Origin of the sequence: Zhihengliuella sp. ISTPL4 (assembly GCF_002848265.1) — a bacterium.
GTDB lineage: Bacteria > Actinomycetota > Actinomycetes > Actinomycetales > Microbacteriaceae > Microbacterium.
Window position 1 is genome coordinate 947,868 of the sequence record NZ_CP025422.1, and the last position, 17,825, is coordinate 965,692.

General features: G+C 69.5%; 21 protein-coding genes. 5 read left to right on the plus strand and 16 right to left on the minus strand.

Annotated features, from left to right (window positions below):
* Positions 1-3 precede the first annotated feature (3 nt).
* From CYL12_RS04595 to CYL12_RS04635, 9 genes are all read right to left on the minus strand, one after another.
* On the minus strand, positions 4-906 hold the full coding sequence (locus CYL12_RS04595) for a tyrosine-type recombinase/integrase (protein WP_101845923.1): 903 nt from the start codon (positions 904-906) through the stop codon (positions 4-6).
* 55 nt (positions 907-961) lie between these two features.
* On the minus strand, positions 962-2,152 hold the full coding sequence (gene dprA, locus CYL12_RS04600; RefSeq protein ID WP_101845925.1) for a DNA-processing protein DprA: 1,191 nt from the start codon (positions 2,150-2,152) through the stop codon (positions 962-964).
* Positions 2,149-3,678 carry a YifB family Mg chelatase-like AAA ATPase gene (locus tag CYL12_RS04605; protein WP_101845928.1) on the minus strand — a complete coding sequence of 510 codons (1,530 nt, stop codon included), beginning with the start codon at positions 3,676-3,678 and terminating at the stop codon, positions 2,149-2,151. The genes dprA and CYL12_RS04605 overlap by 4 nt, the downstream gene beginning before the upstream one ends.
* On the minus strand, positions 3,675-4,037 hold the full coding sequence (locus CYL12_RS04610) for a YraN family protein (RefSeq protein WP_101845930.1): 363 nt from the start codon (positions 4,035-4,037) through the stop codon (positions 3,675-3,677). Before CYL12_RS04610 ends, CYL12_RS04605 begins: the two co-directional genes overlap by 4 nt.
* Positions 4,038-4,158: 121 nt before the next feature.
* Entirely contained in the window at positions 4,159-4,485 is a 327-nt protein-coding gene (locus CYL12_RS04615) for a DUF2469 family protein (RefSeq protein ID WP_017204525.1), read from the minus strand.
* Between the two features lie 56 nt (positions 4,486-4,541).
* Positions 4,542-5,201, minus strand: a complete 660-nt coding sequence (locus CYL12_RS04620) for a ribonuclease HII (RefSeq protein ID WP_101845933.1) — start codon at positions 5,199-5,201, stop codon at positions 4,542-4,544.
* Positions 5,198-5,923, minus strand: coding sequence for a signal peptidase I (gene lepB, locus CYL12_RS04625; RefSeq protein WP_101845935.1), 726 nt, complete (start codon positions 5,921-5,923; stop codon positions 5,198-5,200). Before lepB ends, CYL12_RS04620 begins: the two co-directional genes overlap by 4 nt.
* 119 nt (positions 5,924-6,042) lie before the next feature.
* Positions 6,043-6,393 (minus strand): 50S ribosomal protein L19, encoded by a 351-nt coding sequence (gene rplS, locus CYL12_RS04630; protein WP_101845937.1) that lies wholly within the window; start codon positions 6,391-6,393, stop codon positions 6,043-6,045.
* Between the two features lie 169 nt (positions 6,394-6,562).
* Positions 6,563-7,051 carry an MFS transporter permease gene (locus CYL12_RS04635; RefSeq protein WP_101845939.1) on the minus strand — a complete coding sequence of 163 codons (489 nt, stop codon included), beginning with the start codon at positions 7,049-7,051 and terminating at the stop codon, positions 6,563-6,565.
* A 108-nt stretch (positions 7,052-7,159) separates the two neighbouring features.
* Here CYL12_RS04635 and map point away from each other — a divergent pair, with 108 nt between their 5' ends.
* Positions 7,160-7,942 (plus strand): type I methionyl aminopeptidase, encoded by a 783-nt coding sequence (gene map / locus CYL12_RS04640; protein ID WP_101845941.1) that lies wholly within the window; start codon positions 7,160-7,162, stop codon positions 7,940-7,942.
* Here the strand turns inward: map and CYL12_RS04645 are convergent.
* Genes CYL12_RS04645 through rpsP form a run of 6 tightly spaced genes read right to left on the minus strand, consistent with a single transcriptional unit; the run spans position 7,905 to position 11,164 of the window.
* Complete coding sequence (locus tag CYL12_RS04645; protein WP_101845943.1) at positions 7,905-8,387, minus strand: pyrimidine dimer DNA glycosylase/endonuclease V; 483 nt, start codon at positions 8,385-8,387, stop codon at positions 7,905-7,907. The genes map and CYL12_RS04645 overlap by 38 nt on opposite strands.
* Positions 8,384-9,118, minus strand: a complete 735-nt coding sequence (locus CYL12_RS04650; protein ID WP_101845945.1) for a class I SAM-dependent methyltransferase — start codon at positions 9,116-9,118, stop codon at positions 8,384-8,386. The genes CYL12_RS04645 and CYL12_RS04650 overlap by 4 nt, the downstream gene beginning before the upstream one ends.
* 46 nt (positions 9,119-9,164) lie before the next feature.
* Positions 9,165-9,869, minus strand: a complete 705-nt coding sequence (trmD, locus tag CYL12_RS04655) for a tRNA (guanosine(37)-N1)-methyltransferase TrmD (protein WP_101845947.1) — start codon at positions 9,867-9,869, stop codon at positions 9,165-9,167.
* A 19-nt stretch (positions 9,870-9,888) separates the two neighbouring features.
* Entirely contained in the window at positions 9,889-10,506 is a 618-nt protein-coding gene (gene rimM / locus CYL12_RS04660; protein ID WP_101848676.1) for a ribosome maturation factor RimM, read from the minus strand.
* Positions 10,490-10,720, minus strand: a complete 231-nt coding sequence (locus tag CYL12_RS04665) for an RNA-binding protein (protein WP_025103341.1) — start codon at positions 10,718-10,720, stop codon at positions 10,490-10,492. Before CYL12_RS04665 ends, rimM begins: the two co-directional genes overlap by 17 nt.
* A gap of 6 nt (positions 10,721-10,726) precedes the next feature.
* Positions 10,727-11,164 (minus strand): 30S ribosomal protein S16, encoded by a 438-nt coding sequence (gene rpsP / locus CYL12_RS04670; protein ID WP_025103340.1) that lies wholly within the window; start codon positions 11,162-11,164, stop codon positions 10,727-10,729.
* A 207-nt stretch (positions 11,165-11,371) separates the two neighbouring features.
* Here rpsP and CYL12_RS04675 point away from each other — a divergent pair, with 207 nt between their 5' ends.
* Positions 11,372-12,523, plus strand: a complete 1,152-nt coding sequence (locus tag CYL12_RS04675) for a glutamate--cysteine ligase (protein WP_101845949.1) — start codon at positions 11,372-11,374, stop codon at positions 12,521-12,523.
* A 12-nt stretch (positions 12,524-12,535) separates the two neighbouring features.
* Here the strand turns inward: CYL12_RS04675 and CYL12_RS04680 are convergent, their stop codons facing one another.
* On the minus strand, positions 12,536-13,507 hold the full coding sequence (locus CYL12_RS04680; protein WP_101845950.1) for a sugar-binding transcriptional regulator: 972 nt from the start codon (positions 13,505-13,507) through the stop codon (positions 12,536-12,538).
* A gap of 102 nt (positions 13,508-13,609) precedes the next feature.
* On the opposite strand from CYL12_RS04680, the gene CYL12_RS04685 reads away from it, so the two are divergent.
* The 3 genes from CYL12_RS04685 (at position 13,610) to glpK (ending at position 17,736) form a co-directional block, all read left to right on the plus strand.
* A complete protein-coding gene (locus CYL12_RS04685) occupies positions 13,610-15,319 on the plus strand; it encodes a glycerol-3-phosphate dehydrogenase/oxidase (protein WP_101845952.1) in 1,710 nt (569 codons plus the stop codon).
* Positions 15,320-15,411: 92 nt separating this feature from the next.
* The gene (locus CYL12_RS04690) at positions 15,412-16,185 is read left to right on the plus strand and encodes an MIP/aquaporin family protein (RefSeq protein ID WP_101845954.1); all 774 of its coding nucleotides are present in this window, start codon (positions 15,412-15,414) and stop codon (positions 16,183-16,185) included.
* A 36-nt stretch (positions 16,186-16,221) separates the two neighbouring features.
* Complete coding sequence (gene glpK / locus CYL12_RS04695; protein ID WP_060922209.1) at positions 16,222-17,736, plus strand: glycerol kinase GlpK; 1,515 nt, start codon at positions 16,222-16,224, stop codon at positions 17,734-17,736.
* Positions 17,737-17,825 lie beyond the last annotated feature (89 nt).

The window sequence follows — 17,825 nt, forward strand, 5'->3', positions numbered from 1 at the left end:
CGCTCAGGCGCGAGGGTGCGCCAGCCGGTACGTCGCCGTCAGCCGCTCCGCCGAGACGTGCGTGTAGATCTGCGTGGTGCCCAGGCTCGCGTGCCCCAGGATCTCCTGGACGGCGCGCAGATCCGCGCCCCCGTCGAGGAGATGCGTCGCCGCCGTGTGGCGAAGGGCGTGCGGCCCGACGGTCTCCGCTCCGACGACGGGTGCGAGCGCGCGGGCGACGACCTCGTAGACGGTGCGAGGCCCGAGTCGGGCCCCCCGGCTGCCGAGGAAGACAGCAGGTGAGGCGGTGTCCGCCCTGGCGAGGAGAGCGGGGCGGGCGCGACGCAGGTACGCGCCGAGGGCATCCCGCGCCGGCGCACCGAACGGGACGACCCGTTCCTTGTCGCCCTTGCCGCGTACGAGCGCTGTTCCGCGGTCGAGATCGAGGTCGTCGATGTCGAGTCCGCAGAGTTCGGAGACGCGGACCGCGGCGCCGTAGAGGAATTCCAGCACGGCGTGGTCGCGGAGAGCGACCGGCTCCCCCGAGGATGCGGCCTGACGGTGGCTCTCCAACAGCCCGGACATCGCGTCCTTCGAGGCTACGGTGGGCAGCGTCTTGGCGCGCTTCGGCGCGACGAGCCGGAGACTCGGATCGATGGGGATGAGCTCCTGCTCGCGCGCCCACCCGAAGAACGCCCGCGCGGTGGCGGCGCGTCGGGCCAGCGTCGACCGCGCGTCGCCGCGCTGGGTCGCCTGCCACAGCCATTCGCGCAGCATCTCCAGTTCGACGTGATCGACCGGTCCCCCGCCGATGCTGGCGCCGAGGTCCCGAAGGTCGGAGCGGTAGGCCTTCACCGTCGCCGGGGAGAGCCGGCGCACCTTCTCGAGGTGGTCGGCGAACGCCTCGACAGCGACCGCGAAATCCATGCCTCCACCCTGCCGCTCCTCCGACTCCGGAACGCGGCGCCCCGCCGAGGGCGAGCTAGGACGTGGGCGCGGCACCGACGCCCCGCCAGCCGTGCCCATCGCGCCGCACGAGCCCGTCCAGATCGAGGAGGCCGAGCAGGGCCCTGGCCCGCTCGACGGTGAGGTTCGCGCGCTGCGCGAGCTCCGCCTCCGTCCGCGCGGTGCGGGTGCTCAGCGCACGGAGGAGTTGCACCCGGCCCCGGTCCGTCGCCTCCTGACTCCCGGACGTCCGCGCGTCGACGGGAAGCATCTCCGCCACCTCGGCCGCGGAGGTGACGCACACCGCGTTGTACTCGCGCAGCAACCGGTGGCACCCGGCCGACGACGCCGACGTGACGGGACCGGGAACCGCGCCGAGCGGCCTGCCCAGCGTCGCGGCGTGCCCCGCCGTGTTGAGGGAGCCGCTGCGCCACCCGGCCTCCACGACCACCGTGGCCTGCCCCAGCGCGGCGATGAGTCGGTTGCGAGCGAGGAAGCGCCAGCGCGTCGGCGCCGTGCCGCAGGGGACCTCGCTCACGACGACCCCGTCATCCGCGATCCGTGCGAGAAGGTTGCGGTGACCGGCCGGGTACGGACGGTCGACTCCCCCGGCGAGGACTGCGACCGTCCCGCCGCCGACCGTCAGTGCGGCGCGATGGGCGGCCCCGTCGATGCCGTATGCCCCGCCGGATACGACCGCCGTCCCGCCGGCCGCCAGGTCTCCGGCGACGTCGGCGGCGACGCGCTCCCCGTAGGCGGTGGCCGCCCTCGCGCCCACGATCGCGACGCGTGCGCTGCTCGTCAGGAACTCAGCACGTCCGCGCACCCACAGCACCATCGGCGCCTCCGCGTCGAGATCGTCGACGGCGATCGGCCAGCCGGGTTCTCCCGGAAGGAGCAGCTGCGCGCCGGCCTTCTGTGCGCCCCGGAGCGCACCGATCACGGCCGCCGGATCTGCGCGCTGCCGCCACCGCGCACGCGCCTCATCCAAGGCCCGTCTCGCGCCCACGGCTCGGATCACCGGCCAGGACCGACCTGGCGCCTCCAGAGCGAAGCGCAGTCCGTCGACAGGTCCGAACTCCCGCACGAGGGTCGCGGCGACCGCGTCACCGGGGTCGGCGATGACCGACCAGGCGACGCGGGCGAGTGCTTCCGTCACCTCATCGGCACCGCGCACGCCCCGTGCTGCGTCGAGCGCCTCCGGTTGGGAGAGGAGATCGTCGATCATCGCGCCGCCCCCGTCCGCAGAAGCAGCGCGCGACCCACCTCGTCCGTACCGGGTCGGTCGCGGCCGGCCAAGTCAGCCATGGTCCAGGCCACGCGGAGGACACGGTCATACCCACGGAGCGTCAACGCCCCTCGTTCCAGCGCCCGGTCCAGGCCGGCCCGCACCTCGGGCGCGAGCCGGAGCGCCCCATGCCGGAGGACGGTGCCGGGGACCTCCGCGTTCCGCCGCCATGGGGTCCCGCGCCATCGCTGCTCTGCTCGTGAGCGTGCAGCCCCCACACGGCCTCGCGCCTCGGCGGTCGTCACTCCGGAGCGCTCCCCCGCGATCGAACGGGAGGCGGCGACGCGGGTGACCGGCAGATCGATGTCGAGACGGTCGCGCAACGGGCCGGAAAGGCGGGTGGCATAGCGTCGCAGCGCCTGTGGCGGGCAGATGCAGTCCCCGTCCCGCACGCCCCGGTTGCCGCACGGACACGGGTTCATCGCCAACACCAGCTGGAACCGCGCCGGGAACCGCACGACGAAGCCCGAGCGGTGCACGTCGATGAACCCCGTCTCGAGCGGCTGCCGCAGGGCGTCCAGAGCCACCCGCGGGAACTCCGCCGCCTCGTCGAGGAAGAGGACGCCCCGATGCGCCCGCGCGACCGCGCCAGGGCGCGCCGTTCGCGATCCACCGCCGACCATCGCCGCCATCGAGGCGCTGTGATGCGGGGCGACGAGCGGAGGCTGGTGGTCCAGCCCGGTCACGGCTTCGCCGCAGAGGGAGCGCACGGAAGCGACCTCGATCGCCTCCTCCTCGGTCAGCGGCGGCATGATCCCGGGCAATCGCGCGGCGAGCATCGTCTTGCCTGCTCCCGGCGGTCCGCTCAGGAGCATGTTGTGGCCGCCCGCGGCCGCGACGATGAGGGCCTCCACGGCTTCCTCCTGTCCGAGGACATCGCTGAGGTCCCGGTCGTCCGGTTCTCCCTCCGGCGGCTGCGGGCCGGGAACCGGCTCGACATCCGGCACCTCCACCTCGGCCCCGTGCCAGACTGCCACCTCGGCGAGCGACGCGGCGGCACGCACCTCGACGCCGGCGACGAGACCGGCTTCCGTCGCGTTGCCGTGCGGCACGATCACGCGCTCGAAGCCGGCGCGTGCAGCGGCGAAGACCGCGGGAAGAACACCGGGGACGGGCCGCAGACGGCCATCCAGCCCGACCTCCCCCAGATGCACCGTCTGCCGCACGGCACGACGAGCGAGCATGTCACTCGCGGCGAGCGAGGCGACCGCGATCGCGAGGTCGAAGGCGGACCCGTGCTTGGGCAGACTCGCCGGCGAGAGGTTCACCGTCAGACGCCGCCGGGGCAGCGGAAGCCCGGAGTTCACGCAGGCGTTGTGCACGCGCTGCACCGCCTCGCCCAGAGACTTGTCGGGGAGCCCGATGATCCGGAACTCCGGCGTCTGCGGGGAGAGGTCGGCCTCGACCTCGACGACATGCCCCTCCGCTCCGGTGAGGGCCACCGACCACGTCCGAGCCGTGCTCACGCGATGTCCTCGAGATGCTCGATGGACGCGGTCGCCGGAACCGCCCCCACGATGCCGACCGCCTCGACCCGCAGGATCCGGCCCCGCGCCACCTCGGGATGCGCCGCGCGCCACGCATAGGCGAGCTGCCACAGCCGACGCCGCTTCCGGTCGTCGATCGCATCGAACGGGTGCCCGAAAGCCGCCGATCGCCGCGTCTTCACCTCGACCACGGACAGGTGCCGACCGACGACGGCGACGATGTCCAGCTCGCCCTGCGGACACCGCCAGTTGCGATCGACGATGCGATACCCGCGCTTCGTCAGATAGTCCGCCGCCTGCTGTTCCCCGGCCCGCCCGAGGTCGTCTTTCGCTGCCATCCCCACAGGATGGACGTCCCTGCCCCGGTGCCACGGGCGTCGCTCCCCGACGACCCGTGAGCTGTGGATACTTTCGGAGAAGGTAGAAAGTGTGCAGGAACCCGGCGGCCCCGGGCCGTCGTCACTCTCCGTCGAGCGAGAGCTCCTGCGGCAGCTCGAACTCGCGGCGCTGCAGCTCCTCGACGTTCACATCCTTGAACGTGAGCACCCGGACGGCCTTCACGAAGCGATCCGCGCGGTAGATATCCCACACCCAGACGTCACTCATGGAGATCTCGAAGTAGAAGTCGTGCTCGGTGTCCCGACGCACCACGTTGACCTCGTTGGCCAGATAGAAGCGACGCTCGGTCTCCACGACGTACTGGAACTGAGAGACGACGTCGCGGTACTCGCGGAACAGCGCGAGCTCGAGTTCGCGGTCGTAGTCGTCGAAGGCTTCCTCATCCATGATGAGTCCATCCTATGGTCGACAGCCGCCGGGCGCGGCATCCCGGACCTGACGGCTCAGAACAGCGTCGGTGCGTCGGCGATCGCCCACGAGGACCGGTGGAACGGCGAGAGGCCGAACGAGCGGATGGCCTCCCGATGCTCCGGGCTCGCATAGCCCTTGTTCCTGTCCCACTGATAGTCGCGGTGATCCTCGTGGAGTTCCGCCATGTACCCGTCCCTGGCCACCTTCGCGATCACCGAGGCCGCCGACACGGAGGCGCAGTCGCGATCCGCTTTGACGACCGGCCGGACGTTCAGGGGCGCCGGATGCACGCGCGAGACGTAGTCGTGGTTGCCGTCGAGGAGGATCAGAGCGTTCTCGACCGTGGCGCCCTGCGCCACCACCGCCGACACGGCGCGTGAGGCGGCGAGACCGAGGGCCCGCATGATGCCGACCTCGTCCACCTCGCCGGCCGTCGCCCAGCCCACCGCGGATGCCTGCACCCATGCCGCCGCTCGGGCGGCGACCTCCGGGCGCCGACGCTCGGGGACGAGCTTCGAGTCGCGCAGCCCCTCCGGCACGCGACGACGCGCACCTTTGGCATCCATCAGGGTCGCCCCGACGGCGACCGGCCCGGCCAGCGCCCCGCGACCGACCTCGTCGAGGGCGATGATCAGGTCGCACTCCCCCAGGAGCTTCCGCTCCAGGGTCAGCCGAGGCGTGATGACGGTCATTCGGGATCCGGTACTCCGGTGAAGATGTCGTGGTGCCCGTCGATCGTCCCGAAGCGGTCAAGCGGCCAGGTCGTCAGGAACGCCTTGCCCACGATGTTGGAGACCGGGACGAAGCCGCCACTCGGGAGATCTTGATGCGCGCGGGCGTCGCGCGAACGGTCACGGTTGTCGCCGAGGAGCCACACGGAGTCCTCGGGGACGACGACGTCGAACGGCTCGTTCGACGCCGCGGTGTCGCCCTCCGGCAGGTTCAGATAGCCGAGCTCGTCGATCGGAGCGCCGTTGATGGTGATCTGCCCGAGGGCGTTGCAGCACACGACGTGATCGCCCTCGACGCCGATGACGCGCTTGACGAGGTGATCCTGCGTGTCCGTCGCCGAGATGCCCACGAAGGTGAGCACCCAGTCGATGGCCTCCACCAGCGGCGGCTGCGCCGGCGTCTGCGGCATCGGGTCGAGCCACCCGCCCGGGTCTTTGAACACGACGATGTCACCGCGCTCGTAGCCGGTCCAGCGCGGGGTGAGCTCGTCGACGAGGATACGGTCGTCGATCAGCAGCGTGCGCTCCATGGAGGCGGAAGGGATGTAGAACGACCGGACCACGAACGTCTTGATGACGAAGGAGACCAGTGCGGCGATCACGACGATGACCAGCACGTCACGGAGGAAGACCAGGAACCCGCGCCGCCGTCGTGTCGGGCGTGCGGACGGAGAGTCAGTCATCTGGTTCCTTCTCGAAGAATGCACCGTGAGCGCACGGCAGTAACAAGGTTCGCACACCGGGGACAGAACGAAAGCACCCCGGGACATCGTGTCCCGGGGTGCTGTGAAGAAGCTTCGCGTCAGTTGTTGACGCGCTTCTCCTTGATCTTCGCCTTCTTGCCGCGCAGCTCGCGCAGGTAGTAGAGCTTGGCGCGACGCACGTCACCGCGGGTGACGACCTCGATGTGGTCGATCACCGGGGAGTGCACCGGGAAGGTACGCTCCACGCCCACCTGGAAGCTGATCTTCCGGACGGTGAAGGTCTCGCGGACACCATCGCCCTGGCGGCCGATGACGACGCCCTGGAAGACCTGGATACGGGAGCGGTTGCCCTCGGTGATGTTCACGTGCACCTTGACGGTGTCACCGGGGAAGAACTCGGGGATGTCGGAACGGAGCGAAGCCGCATCGACGGCGTCGAGGATCTGCATGATCGTCTCTCTCTGCACTCGCCTCAGGTCGGATGCACGGATTAGGAAGGAACAAGAATGGGAGTGTGCCGAACGGCGCTGACGCGTCCGCGGGCTCCCCTGGGGCAGAGCCGGTCACGGCACAAAGAACCATTCTGCCATGGATGGCAGAGCGCACCAAAACGGTCGATCAGGGACGGTCGTCCGTCTCCCGCACCACGATGACCTCGTGCACGCTCGTCTGCGGCGTCTCCGCACGGGGCGGGGTCATCGTCGACCAGGAGATCGTCTCGCGAATGCGCGTCCCACTCCCCCGCGCTTCGTTCCAGAGCTGCCACAGCTGCAGCCAGACGAGCCCGATGCCCACCACGATGGCGGCCGCGAGGAGCCAACCGAACGCGCCGTCGATGAAGAAGCCGACCGCGATCGTCAGCGCGTGCCACAGGCCGAACCCGGCGACGTCCCACCACGACAGGGCGCGCTCCGCACGCACCGAGGGGCGGGATCGCGTCAGCAGAGTGAGCAGGAGCTGCCCCACGAACACCGAGGGCATCGCGATGAGCAGCACCCAGAGGATCGACCAGCCGCCCTGGAAGACCGCCCAGCCGATGAGCAGCCACAGCGGCAGGAGGAACGCCGACGGCAGCAGCCAGCGGAAGAAGGCCTGTCGGATCCACATGCTCCGATGCTACGGGGACCTCGCGTCCCGGTCACGGGTGTTCGCTGAGAGCGGGAGGCGCCGGGCGCCCGCCCGATCAGGGAGAATGGACGAGACGAGAGGACACTGATGATCGAACTGCGCACCCCTGCCGAGATCGATGAGATGCGCGCGGCAGGCCGGTTCGTCGCCGAGACGCTGGCGACCCTGCGCGACGAGACGAAGGTCGGCACCAACCTCCTGGCGATCGACCGCCGGGCCCACGACATGATCCGCAAGGCGGGCGCCGAGTCCTGCTACATCGACTATCACCCGTCGTTCGGCGCGAGCCCGTTCGGCAAGGTCATCTGCACCTCGGTGAACGACGCCGTGCTGCACGGTCTCCCCCACGACTACACGCTCAAGGACGGTGACCTCGTCACCCTCGACTTCGCCGTGTCGGTGGACGGCTGGGTCGCGGACTCCGCCGTCTCCTTCGTCGTCGGAACTCCACGCGAGGAGGACCTGCGCCTCATCGACACCACGGAACGTGCCCTGGCGGCCGCGATCGAGACCTCCGTCGTCGGCCACCGCATCGGCGACATCTCCGCTGCCATCGCCGACATCGCCCACGGTGAGGGGTACTCGATCAACACGGACTTCGGCGGCCATGGCGTCGGTCGCACAATGCACGGCGACCCCCATGTCGCGAACGACGGACGCGCCGGTCGGGGCTTCCCGCTCCGCGCCGGACTCGTGCTCGCGCTGGAGCCCTGGTTCCTCGCAACGACGGACGAACTCATCACCGACCCCGACGGCTGGACGCTGCGCAGCGCGGACGGCTCCCGCGGCGCGCACTCCGAGCACACGATCGCCATCACCGATGACGGACCGATCATCCTGACGGATCGCTCGTTCCTCGGCGTCGACTGACCCCGGCCGCCGGGTCGGCGCGCTCCCAGGACGCGACCGGCCCGGGCACGACCGCGAACAACGGGTGCGCCTTCGGGAGTGCAACGTCCTCCCATCGTGCGAGCTGATCCGGGCTGCGCTCGGCGAGCTTCGCCCGCAGGTGCTCCCACTCCCGCGCGAGCTGATCCGTGGTGACCGGGATCGTCGGAACCGCCGACTCCGACTGCCGAATACGCGTGCGGTCGAAACGGTAGCCGCGCGCGTCCGCCTCGTCGGCGACGCCCACCAGGTACGCGCCCACCGTGGCCATCGGATCCGCCGCCGCTCGGAAACGCTCGAGCTGCGGGTGTCGCTGATACCCCTTCGTGGCATCCGCGAGCACCGCCTGAGCGAGGAGCGTCTCCCGCCAGCAGGCGACGAGCCCCTGCCGATCGAGGTACTCCGGGTGCAGCGACCAGATCCTCATGCGCGGCGATAGCGGAACACGTCCGTGAGGTGCGGGAGGTCGAAGTCCGCCTTTCCCCGCGTCTCGTCCGCACCGTCCAGCACCGCTTCCAGGGACGCCTCCATCGCCGCGCGCTCGGCATCATCCGCGACGAGGAAGCTGCTCACCGTGCCCCACCGGCGCAGATAAGCCTCGCGGGTGATCCGTTCCGTCCAGTGCACCTCCTCGTGCGCCTCCAGCACGAAGCCGGGAAGCTCTGCCGCCGACGCGGATGTCTCGTCTGCGGCGTCGACCGCGGGATGCGCCACCCGGTGACACGCGAGGTCCCAGGCACAGGCGGGGTCGGCCCGATTCCACAGCAGCCCGAGCGCACCACCGGGGACGAGGACACGGGCGATCTCGGCGGAGGCTGCATCCCGATCGAACCAGTGGAACGCCTGCGCGACGCTGACGGCATCGACGGAGCCGTCCGGCACGGGGATCCTCTCAGCGGTCCCCGGTTGCGCGCTGACGGTGGGCAGGTTCCGTGCGAGGACGGCGAGCATCGGCGCGGAGGGCTCGACGGCGATCACCCGCGACGCGCGCCCGACGAGCAGGCTCGTGAACTTCCCGGTGCCGGCACCGAGATCCAGCACCGTGACCACCGACTCCGAAACGATGATGTCGGCAGCGCGCTCCGGGAACCCGGGACGATAGAGGTCGTACTCCTCACCGATGCCTTCGAACGAGCGTGCGCGTGTCACATCCACCATGTGTCGACGCTAACAGCAGTCATCGCGGCCGATGGTCACGGCCGGCTCAGCCGTCGGTCGGCGCGTCCGGGAGAAGATCCGGGCGTCGCAGCCGAGTGCGGAGGAGCTGCTGCTCACGCCGCCACGCGGCGATCGCACCGTGGTTGCCGCTGAGGAGCACATCGGGAACGGCGCGCTCGCGCCAGACGGAGGGCTTCGTGTACGAGGGATACTCGAGGAGCCCGTCCTCGTGGGACTCCTCGACCAGGCTCTCCGGATTGCCCACGACTCCGGGGATCAACCGGCCGATGGCCTCGATCATCGCCATCGTGGCGACCTCGCCGCCGTTGAGGACGTAGTCGCCGAGGCTCAGCAGCCGCACCTCGCCACGCTCGGCGGCGTACTCGAAGACGCGCTCGTCGATACCCTCGTAGCGGCCGCAGCCGAACACGAGGTGATCGCGCCCCGCGAGTTCCCGCGCCGTCGCCTGGGTGAAGACCTCGCCCGCGGGCGAGGGGAAGATGATGGTGGGCGCCGGCGCGGCGTCCGCCGTGAGCTCGTCGAGGGCGAGACCCCACGGCTCCGGCTTCATGACCATGCCCGCTCCCCCACCGTACGGGGTGTCGTCGACGGTGCGGTGACGATCGTGCGTCCAGTCGCGAAGATCATGGACACGGAGGTCGAGCAGCCCCGAACCGCGGGCCTTGCCGAGCAGGGAGAGCGTCAGTCCGTCGAAGTACGAGGGAAAGATGGAGACGACGTCGATGCGCACGGGGGAACCGTACCAGCGGTCAGTCCGCGGTGTCGGAGGGTGCGGAATCGCCCTCCGACTCGGGAAGCTCCTCGAAGAGCCCGATCGGAGGGGTGACGATGACGCGACCCGCTGCGACGTCGACGGTCGGGACGATGGCCTCGACGAACGGGACCATCACCTCGTCGGCACTGCCGGCAGCCGCGGGCTTCACGATCAGGAGGTCCTGCGCTGGCAGGTGCTCGACGCGGACCACGCGGCCGACGACGACTTCGTCGCGGACGACGTCGAGGCCCACGAGCTGGTGGTCGAACCAGGCATTGTCCTCGGTCTCGTCCTCGTCCTGGTCCATCCAGAGGATGGCCCGGACGAGGCTCTCGGCGGCGTTCCGGTCGTCCACGTCCTCGAAGAAGACGACGGGATTCCCGTTCATCACGCGGTACTCGCGGACGGTGATCTCCTTGCCGTGCCACGGAGATGCCTCGGGCACCTGCAACGTGAACGCGGCCCCGGGGACGAAACGCCGCTCCGGGTTGTCGGTGTAGAGCTCGAGCTTCAGGGCGCCCTTGAGCCCGTGAGCCTTGACCAGGCGCCCGACGCGCAGCTGGTTACGGCCCTGGATGCGGTCCTGCGACACCACGTCAGTCGTCCGCGACATCGACGCGGACACGACGCCCGTCGGCGAGAGCACTGACGAGGGTGCGCAGGGCCTTGGCCGTGCGGCCGCCGCGCCCGATCACGCGTCCACGGTCGTCGGGGTGCACACGCACCTCGAGCAGGTCGCCTCGCGGCGACGAGGATTCGTGGATGCGCACGTCTTCGGGGTGATCGACGATCCCCTTGACGATGTGTTCGAGCGCGGCGGCGAGCACGATGGATTACTCGGCGTCGGCGGCGGGAGCCTCAGCGGCCTCCGCGTCGGCGTCGGCGGCGGGAGCCTCCGCAGCGGGAGCCTCCTCCTTCTTCTCCGCCTTGGGCTTGATGACCGACTTCTTCGAGGCGTCGGCCTCGAAGGCAGCCTTCTCGCCGGCGACCTTGAGGGTGGACTTGGCGTCCTTGTCACCCTTGAAGGTGCCCCAGTCGCCCGTGATCTTGAGGATGGCGGTGACCTGCTCGGTCGGCTGCGCGCCGACGGAGAGCCAGTACTGCGCACGCTCGGAGTCGACCTCGATGAACGAGGGCTCCTCGGTGGGGTGGTACTTGCCGATCTCCTCGATCACGCGACCGTCGCGCTTGGTGCGCGAGTCGGCGACGACGATGCGGTAGTACGGCGCGCGGATCTTGCCCATGCGCTTGAGACGAATCTTGACAGCCACGATTCTCCTGAATGGTGTGGAAGGAAACGAACCGGTCGCCTGGAGCGTGGGGTGCACACCCGGCGGAAGCTCAAATGAGGAGGACGAGCGCTGGATAGAGGGTCGAGCACGTCGTCCGACCTTCTATTCTGCCAGATGCGCGCGCCGGTGCGAAACCCGGCGACACGGCGTTGCGGAGCCGGCCCGGCGCCGTGTCAGACTGTCCCCGTGCAGCTCGACTTCGCCGCTTCGGCCCGTTCCACCGTCGGTCTCGAGTGGGAGATCATGCTCGCCGATCCCGAGACCGGTGATCTCGTCGGCCGCGCGCCCGAGCTCCTCGCCGCGCTGGAGGCGGAGAGCGAGGACGAACGCCACACCGTCACCGGCGAACTCCTCACCAACACGATCGAGGTGACCAGCGGAATCGGCGACTCCGTCGCCCACGCTGTCGACGACATCGCCAACGCGATCGCCGCCGTGCGGACGGCCACGGACCCGGCCGGCATCGAGCTCCTCTCCGCCGGAAGCCATCCGTTCGCACAGTGGTACGACCAGCACGTGACGGACAAGACGCGTTACCACACGCTCATCGAGCGCACCCAGTGGTGGGGGCGCAACATGATGATCTGGGGCATCCACGTGCACGTGGGCATCGACGAGCAGCGCAAGGTCTTCCCCATCATCAACGCCCTGTCCGCCTACCTGCCCCACCTGCAGGCACTGTCGGCGTCCAGCCCCTTCTGGGCCGGTGAGCGCACGGGGTACGCCTCGAATCGCGCCCTCGTCTTCCAGCAGCTGCCGACCGCCGGCCTGCCCTGGCCGCTCCGCGACTGGTCGGAGTTCGAGCGGTACCTCGACGATATGGTCCGCACCGGTGTCATGGCCGACGCCACCGAGGTGCGCTGGGACATCCGTCCCGCACCGCGCTGGGGCACGATCGAGGTCCGGGCCTGCGACGGCCTGTCCACACTCTCCGAGATGGCCGCGGTCGCGGCTCTCGTACAGGTCCTCGTCGAGCACTTCTCCCGGCTGCTGGACGAGGGTGCGGCGCTGCCCGACCTCCCCGCCTGGTACCACCGCGAGAACAAGTGGCGCGCGGCGCGCTACGGCCTCGACGCGCGCGTGATCGTCGACACCATCGGCACGCAGCGCCCGGTGCGCGAGCACCTCACGGAGAAGATCGAGGAGCTCGCGCCAATCGCGGTCGAGCTCGGCTGCGTACGCGAGTTCGGCAGCATCGCGACGATCCTCGACGGCGGAGCGAGCTATGCCCGTCAGCTCGCGGTCGCCGACGCCACGGACGGCGACCTCCGCGCCGTGGTCCAACACCTCATCCGGGAGTTCCGGACCGGGCCGCAGTCCTCGATCGAAGGCGAGTGAGGCGCGCGCCGTTCAATCCTCGACGAGGCGTCGCGCGAGACCCTCATCCAGCACCACGTCGGTGATGAGCTCGGCGGCGATCGCCGCCCGCAGGCTTGCGAGCTTGGGCACGCCGGAGACGACGCAGACCCGCCGCGGCACCCGTCGGAGGCGGTCGAGTCCTGGTCCCGTCGCCCGCGCATTGAGCCGGATGTCGCGCCAGGAGCCGTCCGCGCGGAAGAAGACCGTCGCGACGTCACCGATCGCGTGGTCCTCGCGCAGGCTTCGGTAGTCCTCGCGTCCGAGGTAGCCGCCGACGTAGACCCGGCTGGGCACCTCCGCCGCCGGGGAGCCGAGGCTGAACACGGCGATGTCCATCTTGGCCTGGAGATCGAGCACGCGGCGGGTGCTGCGCTCGCGCCACATCGCCTCCCGGGTGGCGGGGTCGTCGAAGAACGCCGGGACCGGGAACTGCTGCACCTGCGCCCCGAACGCGCTGCCGAAGCGCTGCAGGATGTCGCTGGAGTACTCCACACCGCTCGTCTGCGTGTTCCCGGCGCCGTTGAGCTGCACGAACGTCGTGTTGTGCGTCTCCTTCTGGGTGAGACCACGGCTGACCGCACTGATCGTCGACCCCCACGCCACGCCGACGATCATGTTCGAGTCCACGAACTGGGACAACAGTCGACCCGCGGTCAGCGCCACACGCTCCAGACGTTCGACCTCACTGACGATCTCGGCCATCGGCACCACGTGCGCCACCACCCGGTAGCGGTCCTTGATGCGCTGCTCCAGCATGCCCAATCGCTCGAGTGGGGAATTGATCCGGATGTCGACGAGCCCGCTCTCCCGCGCGAAGCTCAGCAGCCGGGACACGGATGATCGCGAGGTGCCGAGTTCCTGCGCGATGACCTCCATGGTCTTGTCCTGCATGTAATAGAGCTGTGCGGCGGTGAGCGCGGCGACCAGCTTGCCGTCGCGCGATGGCGCCCCCGATGCGGTCATCATGACCTCCTCTCCCTCGATCCTTGCACATATGTGCAGCGAGGTTGCGCGCGGCGTCACAGAGGTCGATGCTGGTGGCAAGCAAGGAAGAGAGGGTCGACGATGATCGATTCCACCCACACGTCCCCGGAGCGGGACGCCGTTCGCGCGCTCCGGGAATCCGGGCGCACCAGCGTCCTCGTCATCGGCGGCGGCATCAACGGCATCTCGACGTTCCGCGATCTGGCTCTGCAGGGCGTGGACGTCGTCCTCGTCGAACGCGGCGACTTCGCCTCCGGTGCCTCTGCGGCGTCGAGCCACATGATCCACGGCGGTATCCGCTACCTCGAGAACGGGGAGTTCCGTCTCGTGCGCGAATCCGTGGAGGAGCGCAACGGGCTGCTCAAGATCGCCCCGCACTACGTCAAGCCGCTGCAGACGACGATCCCGATCTACTCGACGTTCTCCGGGATCCTCTCCGCTCCCCTCCGCTTCCTCACGCACAAGAGCGGGAAGCCGAAGGAGCGCGGCGCCTTCCTCATCAAGGTCGGGCTCACGATCTACGACACGTTCTCGCGCGACGGCGGCACCGTGCCCCGTCACCGCTTCCTCGGTCGCAAGAAGTCCCTGGCCGAGCTGCCGTCCATGGACCCGAAGATCAAGTACACCGCCACGTACTACGACGCGTCGATGCACGACCCGGAGCGGCTGGCGCTCGACGTCCTGCAGGACGGCCGCGCGAGCCACCCGGGCGCCGTGGCACTGAACTACGTCGAGGCGATCGGCCGCGACGGTGAGCAGATCACCCTCCGCGACCGCGAGAGCGGTACCGAGTTCACCGTGACCGCGGACGTCGTCGTCAACGCCTCCGGCCCCTGGACCGATCTCACGAACGACGCGCTCGGCACCGACACCCATTTCATGGGCGGCACCAAGGGCTCGCACATCGTGCTGGACCACCCGGAGCTGCTGGAGGCCACGCGTGGACGCGAGATCTTCTTCGAGCACTCCGACGGTCGCATCGTGCTGATCTACCCGCTCAAGGGGCGCGTGCTCGTCGGCACGACCGACATCGACGCCGACCCGCGCGAGGTGCCGGTGTGCACGGAGGAGGAGATCGACTACTTCTTCGACCTCATCAACCACGTGTTCCCGTCGATCGCGGTGACCCGTGAGCAGATCGTCTACAACTTCTCCGGCATCCGCCCGCTCCCCCGCCACGAGGACACCGCTCCCGGGTTCGTGTCCCGCGACTACCGCGTCGAGGTCGACCGAACGGGCGCCGTCCCGCTGGTGAGCCTCGTGGGCGGCAAGTGGACCACGTTCCGCGCCCTGGGAGAATCGCTCTCCACCACGGTTCTCGGACTCCTCGACCGCACGCGCACCGTCTCCACGGCCGGCCGCGCGATCGGCGGCGGTCGCGAGTTCCCGCGCACCGAGAAGGCCAAGCGCATCTGGATCCAGGAGAACCTCGCCGGCGCCGGCGAGCGGGCCGACCAGCTGCTCGCGCGCTACGGCACCCGTGCGGCGGCCGTCTGGGACTACGTCGAGCAGGGGGACGACGCTCCCCTCGCCGGCGGTGACCTCTCGACGCGTGAGCTGGAGTGGATGGTGAACGAGGAGATGGTCGCCCGTCTCGAGGACGTCATCCTCCGCCGCACCAGCATCGCCTTCACCGGAGGCGCCAAAGCCGAGGTGCTCGACGAGATCGCCGATGCCCTGGCACCGCTCCTCGGGTGGGACCGCGAGCGTCATGACGCCGAGGTCGAGCAGACGCGACTGCTGCTGAACGAGCGACACGGCCTCCACATCCCGTCCCGCACCCGCGGCTGACGGGGTTCCGACCACCGCGCCCTCCTCGCGGTGTTACCCCATAAGGGGTCGGGGCAGAGGGGCCCCGGCCCGTAAGAAAGGTCAACGAAGACATGACTGACGTCAATCTCGGTCTCTACTTCCTCTCCGAGCTCGTCGGCACAGCGATGCTGGTCCTGCTCGGCTGCGGTGTCGTCGCGAACGTCGCCCTGGCGAAGAACAAGGGCTTCGGCGGCGGCTTCCTGATGGTCAACTGGGGATGGGGTCTCGCGGTGTTCGCGGGTGTGCTCGTCTCGGCGTACTCCGGTGCCATCCTGAACCCCGCCGTCGGCATCGGCCTCTGGGTGCAGAACCTGCTGGATCCCGCCAAGGGCATCGACTTCACGATGTTCCTCACCGCGACCGGGGCCGAGCTCCTCGGCGCGATCATCGGTGCCGTCGTCGTGTGGCTCGCCTACAAGCAGCACTTCGACCAGGAGCCGGAGGCCGCCAACAAGCTCGGCGTCTTCTCCACGGGCCCCGCGATCCGTTCCTACGGCTGGAACCTCGTCACCGAGATCATCGGCACCTTCGTCCTCGTCTTCGTCATCTTCGCGTTCGCGGACTACGGCGACATCGAGGTCGGCACCCCCGGCGGCCTCGGCCCGCTCACCGCCCTCCCGGTGGCCCTGCTGGTGGTCGCCATCGGTGCGTCGCTCGGTGGCCCGACCGGATACGCCATCAACCCGGCGCGTGACCTCGGTCCGCGCATCGCCCACGCGATCCTCCCGATCCAGGGCAAGGGCTCGAGCGACTGGTCCTACTCGTGGGTGCCCGTCGTCGGTCCGCTCATCGGTGGTGTCATCGCCGCCCTCGCCGCCCCCGGCCTGCTCAGCCTCGCCGGCTGATCCCCCTCAACCGCTCGGGAATTCAAAGGAGAACACATGGCTGACTACATCATCGCGATCGACCAGGGAACGACGTCGAGCCGCGCGATCATCTTCGACAAGAAGGGCAGCATCGTCGCCACCGGTCAGAAGGAGCACGAGCAGATCCTTCCGAAGGCCGGCTGGGTCGAGCACGACGCGGCCGAGATCTGGCGCAATGTCCAGGAGGTGATCGGTCTGGCCCTCGGTCGCGCCGATCTGACCCGCCATGACATCGCGGCCGTCGGCATCACGAACCAGCGCGAGACCGCGGTCGTCTGGGACAAGACGACCGGCAAGCCGGTCTACAACGCCATCGTCTGGCAGGACACCCGCACGCAGGAGATCGTCAACCGCCTCGCGGGTGACGAGGGCGTCGACCGGTTCAAGTCGATCGTCGGGCTCCCGCTCGCGACCTACTTCTCCGGCACGAAGATCACCTGGATCCTGGAGAACGTCGAGGGCGCCCGCGAGAAGGCCGAGGCCGGAGACCTGCTCTTCGGTACGACCGACACCTGGGTCCTGTGGAACCTCACGGGCGGCATCGACGGCGGCGTGCACGCGACAGACGTCACCAACGCCTCGCGCACCATGTTCATGGACCTCGAGACGCTGGAGTGGCGCGACGACATCCTCGAGGCATTCGGCGTGCCGCGGTCGATGATGCCGGAGATCCGCTCCTCTTCCGAGGTCTACGGTGCTGCGGAGAGCTCGTCGCTGCTGCGCGAGACGCCGATCGCCGGCATCCTCGGCGACCAGCAGGCCGCGACGTTCGGTCAGGCCGCCTTCCAGAAGGGCGAGAGCAAGAACACCTACGGCACGGGCTGCTTCCTCATCTTCAACACGGGCGAGGAGATCGTCCGCTCGAAGAACGGCCTGCTCACCACCGTCGGCTACAAGCTCGGCGATCAGCCCACGCATTACGCGCTGGAGGGCTCGATCGCGGTCACCGGCTCGCTGATCCAGTGGTTGCGCGACCAGCTCGGCATCATCTCCTCCGCCCCCGAGGTCGAGGAGCTGGCCGAGAAGGTCGAGGACAACGGCGGCGTGTACATCGTCCCGGCGTTCTCGGGTCTGTTCGCCCCGTACTGGCGTCCGGACGCCCGCGGCGCGATCGTGGGCCTGACCCGCTACGCGAACAAGAACCACATCGCGCGCGCCGCGCTGGAGGCCGTCGCCTTCCAGACTCGCGACGTGCTCGACGCGGTCAACGCGGACGCCGGAGTGGACCTCAGTGAGCTGAAGGTCGACGGCGGCATGGTCGCCAACGACGCGCTCATGCAGTTCCAGGCCGACATCCTGGGTGTGCCGGTCGTGCGTCCGGTGGTCGCCGAGACCACCGCGCTCGGCGCCGCGTACGCGGCGGGCCTCGCGGTCGGCTTCTGGAGCGGCCTCGACGACCTGTCGGCGAACTGGCAGGAAGACCGCCGCTGGGAGCCCTCGCTCGACGAGGCCGAGCGCGACCGCCAGCTGCGCCTGTGGCGCAAGGCCGTCACGAAGTCGATGGACTGGGTCGACGACGACGTGCGCTGATCACCACACGACGAGGCGGGTCCGGGTTCTTCCCGGGCCCGCTTCGTCGTCTCCGCCTCGCCCTCCACCCGTTGGCCTGCACGATCCGG

Coding starts and splice junctions, on each gene's coding strand:
- lepB (WP_101845935.1), bottom strand. CDS start 5,923: ATGACTGACTCTCCGTCCGCACGCCCGACACGACGGCGGCGCGGGTTC.
- CYL12_RS04595 (WP_101845923.1), bottom strand. CDS start 906: ATGGATTTCGCGGTCGCTGTCGAGGCGTTCGCCGACCACCTCGAGAAG.
- CYL12_RS04610 (WP_101845930.1), bottom strand. CDS start 4,037: ATGGCAGCGAAAGACGACCTCGGGCGGGCCGGGGAACAGCAGGCGGCG.
- CYL12_RS04615 (WP_017204525.1), bottom strand. CDS start 4,485: ATGGATGAGGAAGCCTTCGACGACTACGACCGCGAACTCGAGCTCGCG.
- map (WP_101845941.1), top strand. CDS start 7,160: ATGATCGAACTGCGCACCCCTGCCGAGATCGATGAGATGCGCGCGGCA.
- CYL12_RS04620 (WP_101845933.1), bottom strand. CDS start 5,201: ATGACCGTCATCACGCCTCGGCTGACCCTGGAGCGGAAGCTCCTGGGG.
- rplS (WP_101845937.1), bottom strand. CDS start 6,393: ATGCAGATCCTCGACGCCGTCGATGCGGCTTCGCTCCGTTCCGACATC.
- rimM (WP_101848676.1), bottom strand. CDS start 10,506: ATGTCGCGGACGACTGACGTGGTGTCGCAGGACCGCATCCAGGGCCGT.
- CYL12_RS04680 (WP_101845950.1), bottom strand. CDS start 13,507: ATGACCGCATCGGGGGCGCCATCGCGCGACGGCAAGCTGGTCGCCGCG.
- CYL12_RS04645 (WP_101845943.1), bottom strand. CDS start 8,387: ATGAGGATCTGGTCGCTGCACCCGGAGTACCTCGATCGGCAGGGGCTC.
- CYL12_RS04685 (WP_101845952.1), top strand. CDS start 13,610: ATGATCGATTCCACCCACACGTCCCCGGAGCGGGACGCCGTTCGCGCG.
- dprA (WP_101845925.1), bottom strand. CDS start 2,152: ATGATCGACGATCTCCTCTCCCAACCGGAGGCGCTCGACGCAGCACGG.
- CYL12_RS04690 (WP_101845954.1), top strand. CDS start 15,412: ATGACTGACGTCAATCTCGGTCTCTACTTCCTCTCCGAGCTCGTCGGC.
- CYL12_RS04635 (WP_101845939.1), bottom strand. CDS start 7,051: ATGTGGATCCGACAGGCCTTCTTCCGCTGGCTGCTGCCGTCGGCGTTC.
- CYL12_RS04650 (WP_101845945.1), bottom strand. CDS start 9,118: ATGGTGGATGTGACACGCGCACGCTCGTTCGAAGGCATCGGTGAGGAG.
- glpK (WP_060922209.1), top strand. CDS start 16,222: ATGGCTGACTACATCATCGCGATCGACCAGGGAACGACGTCGAGCCGC.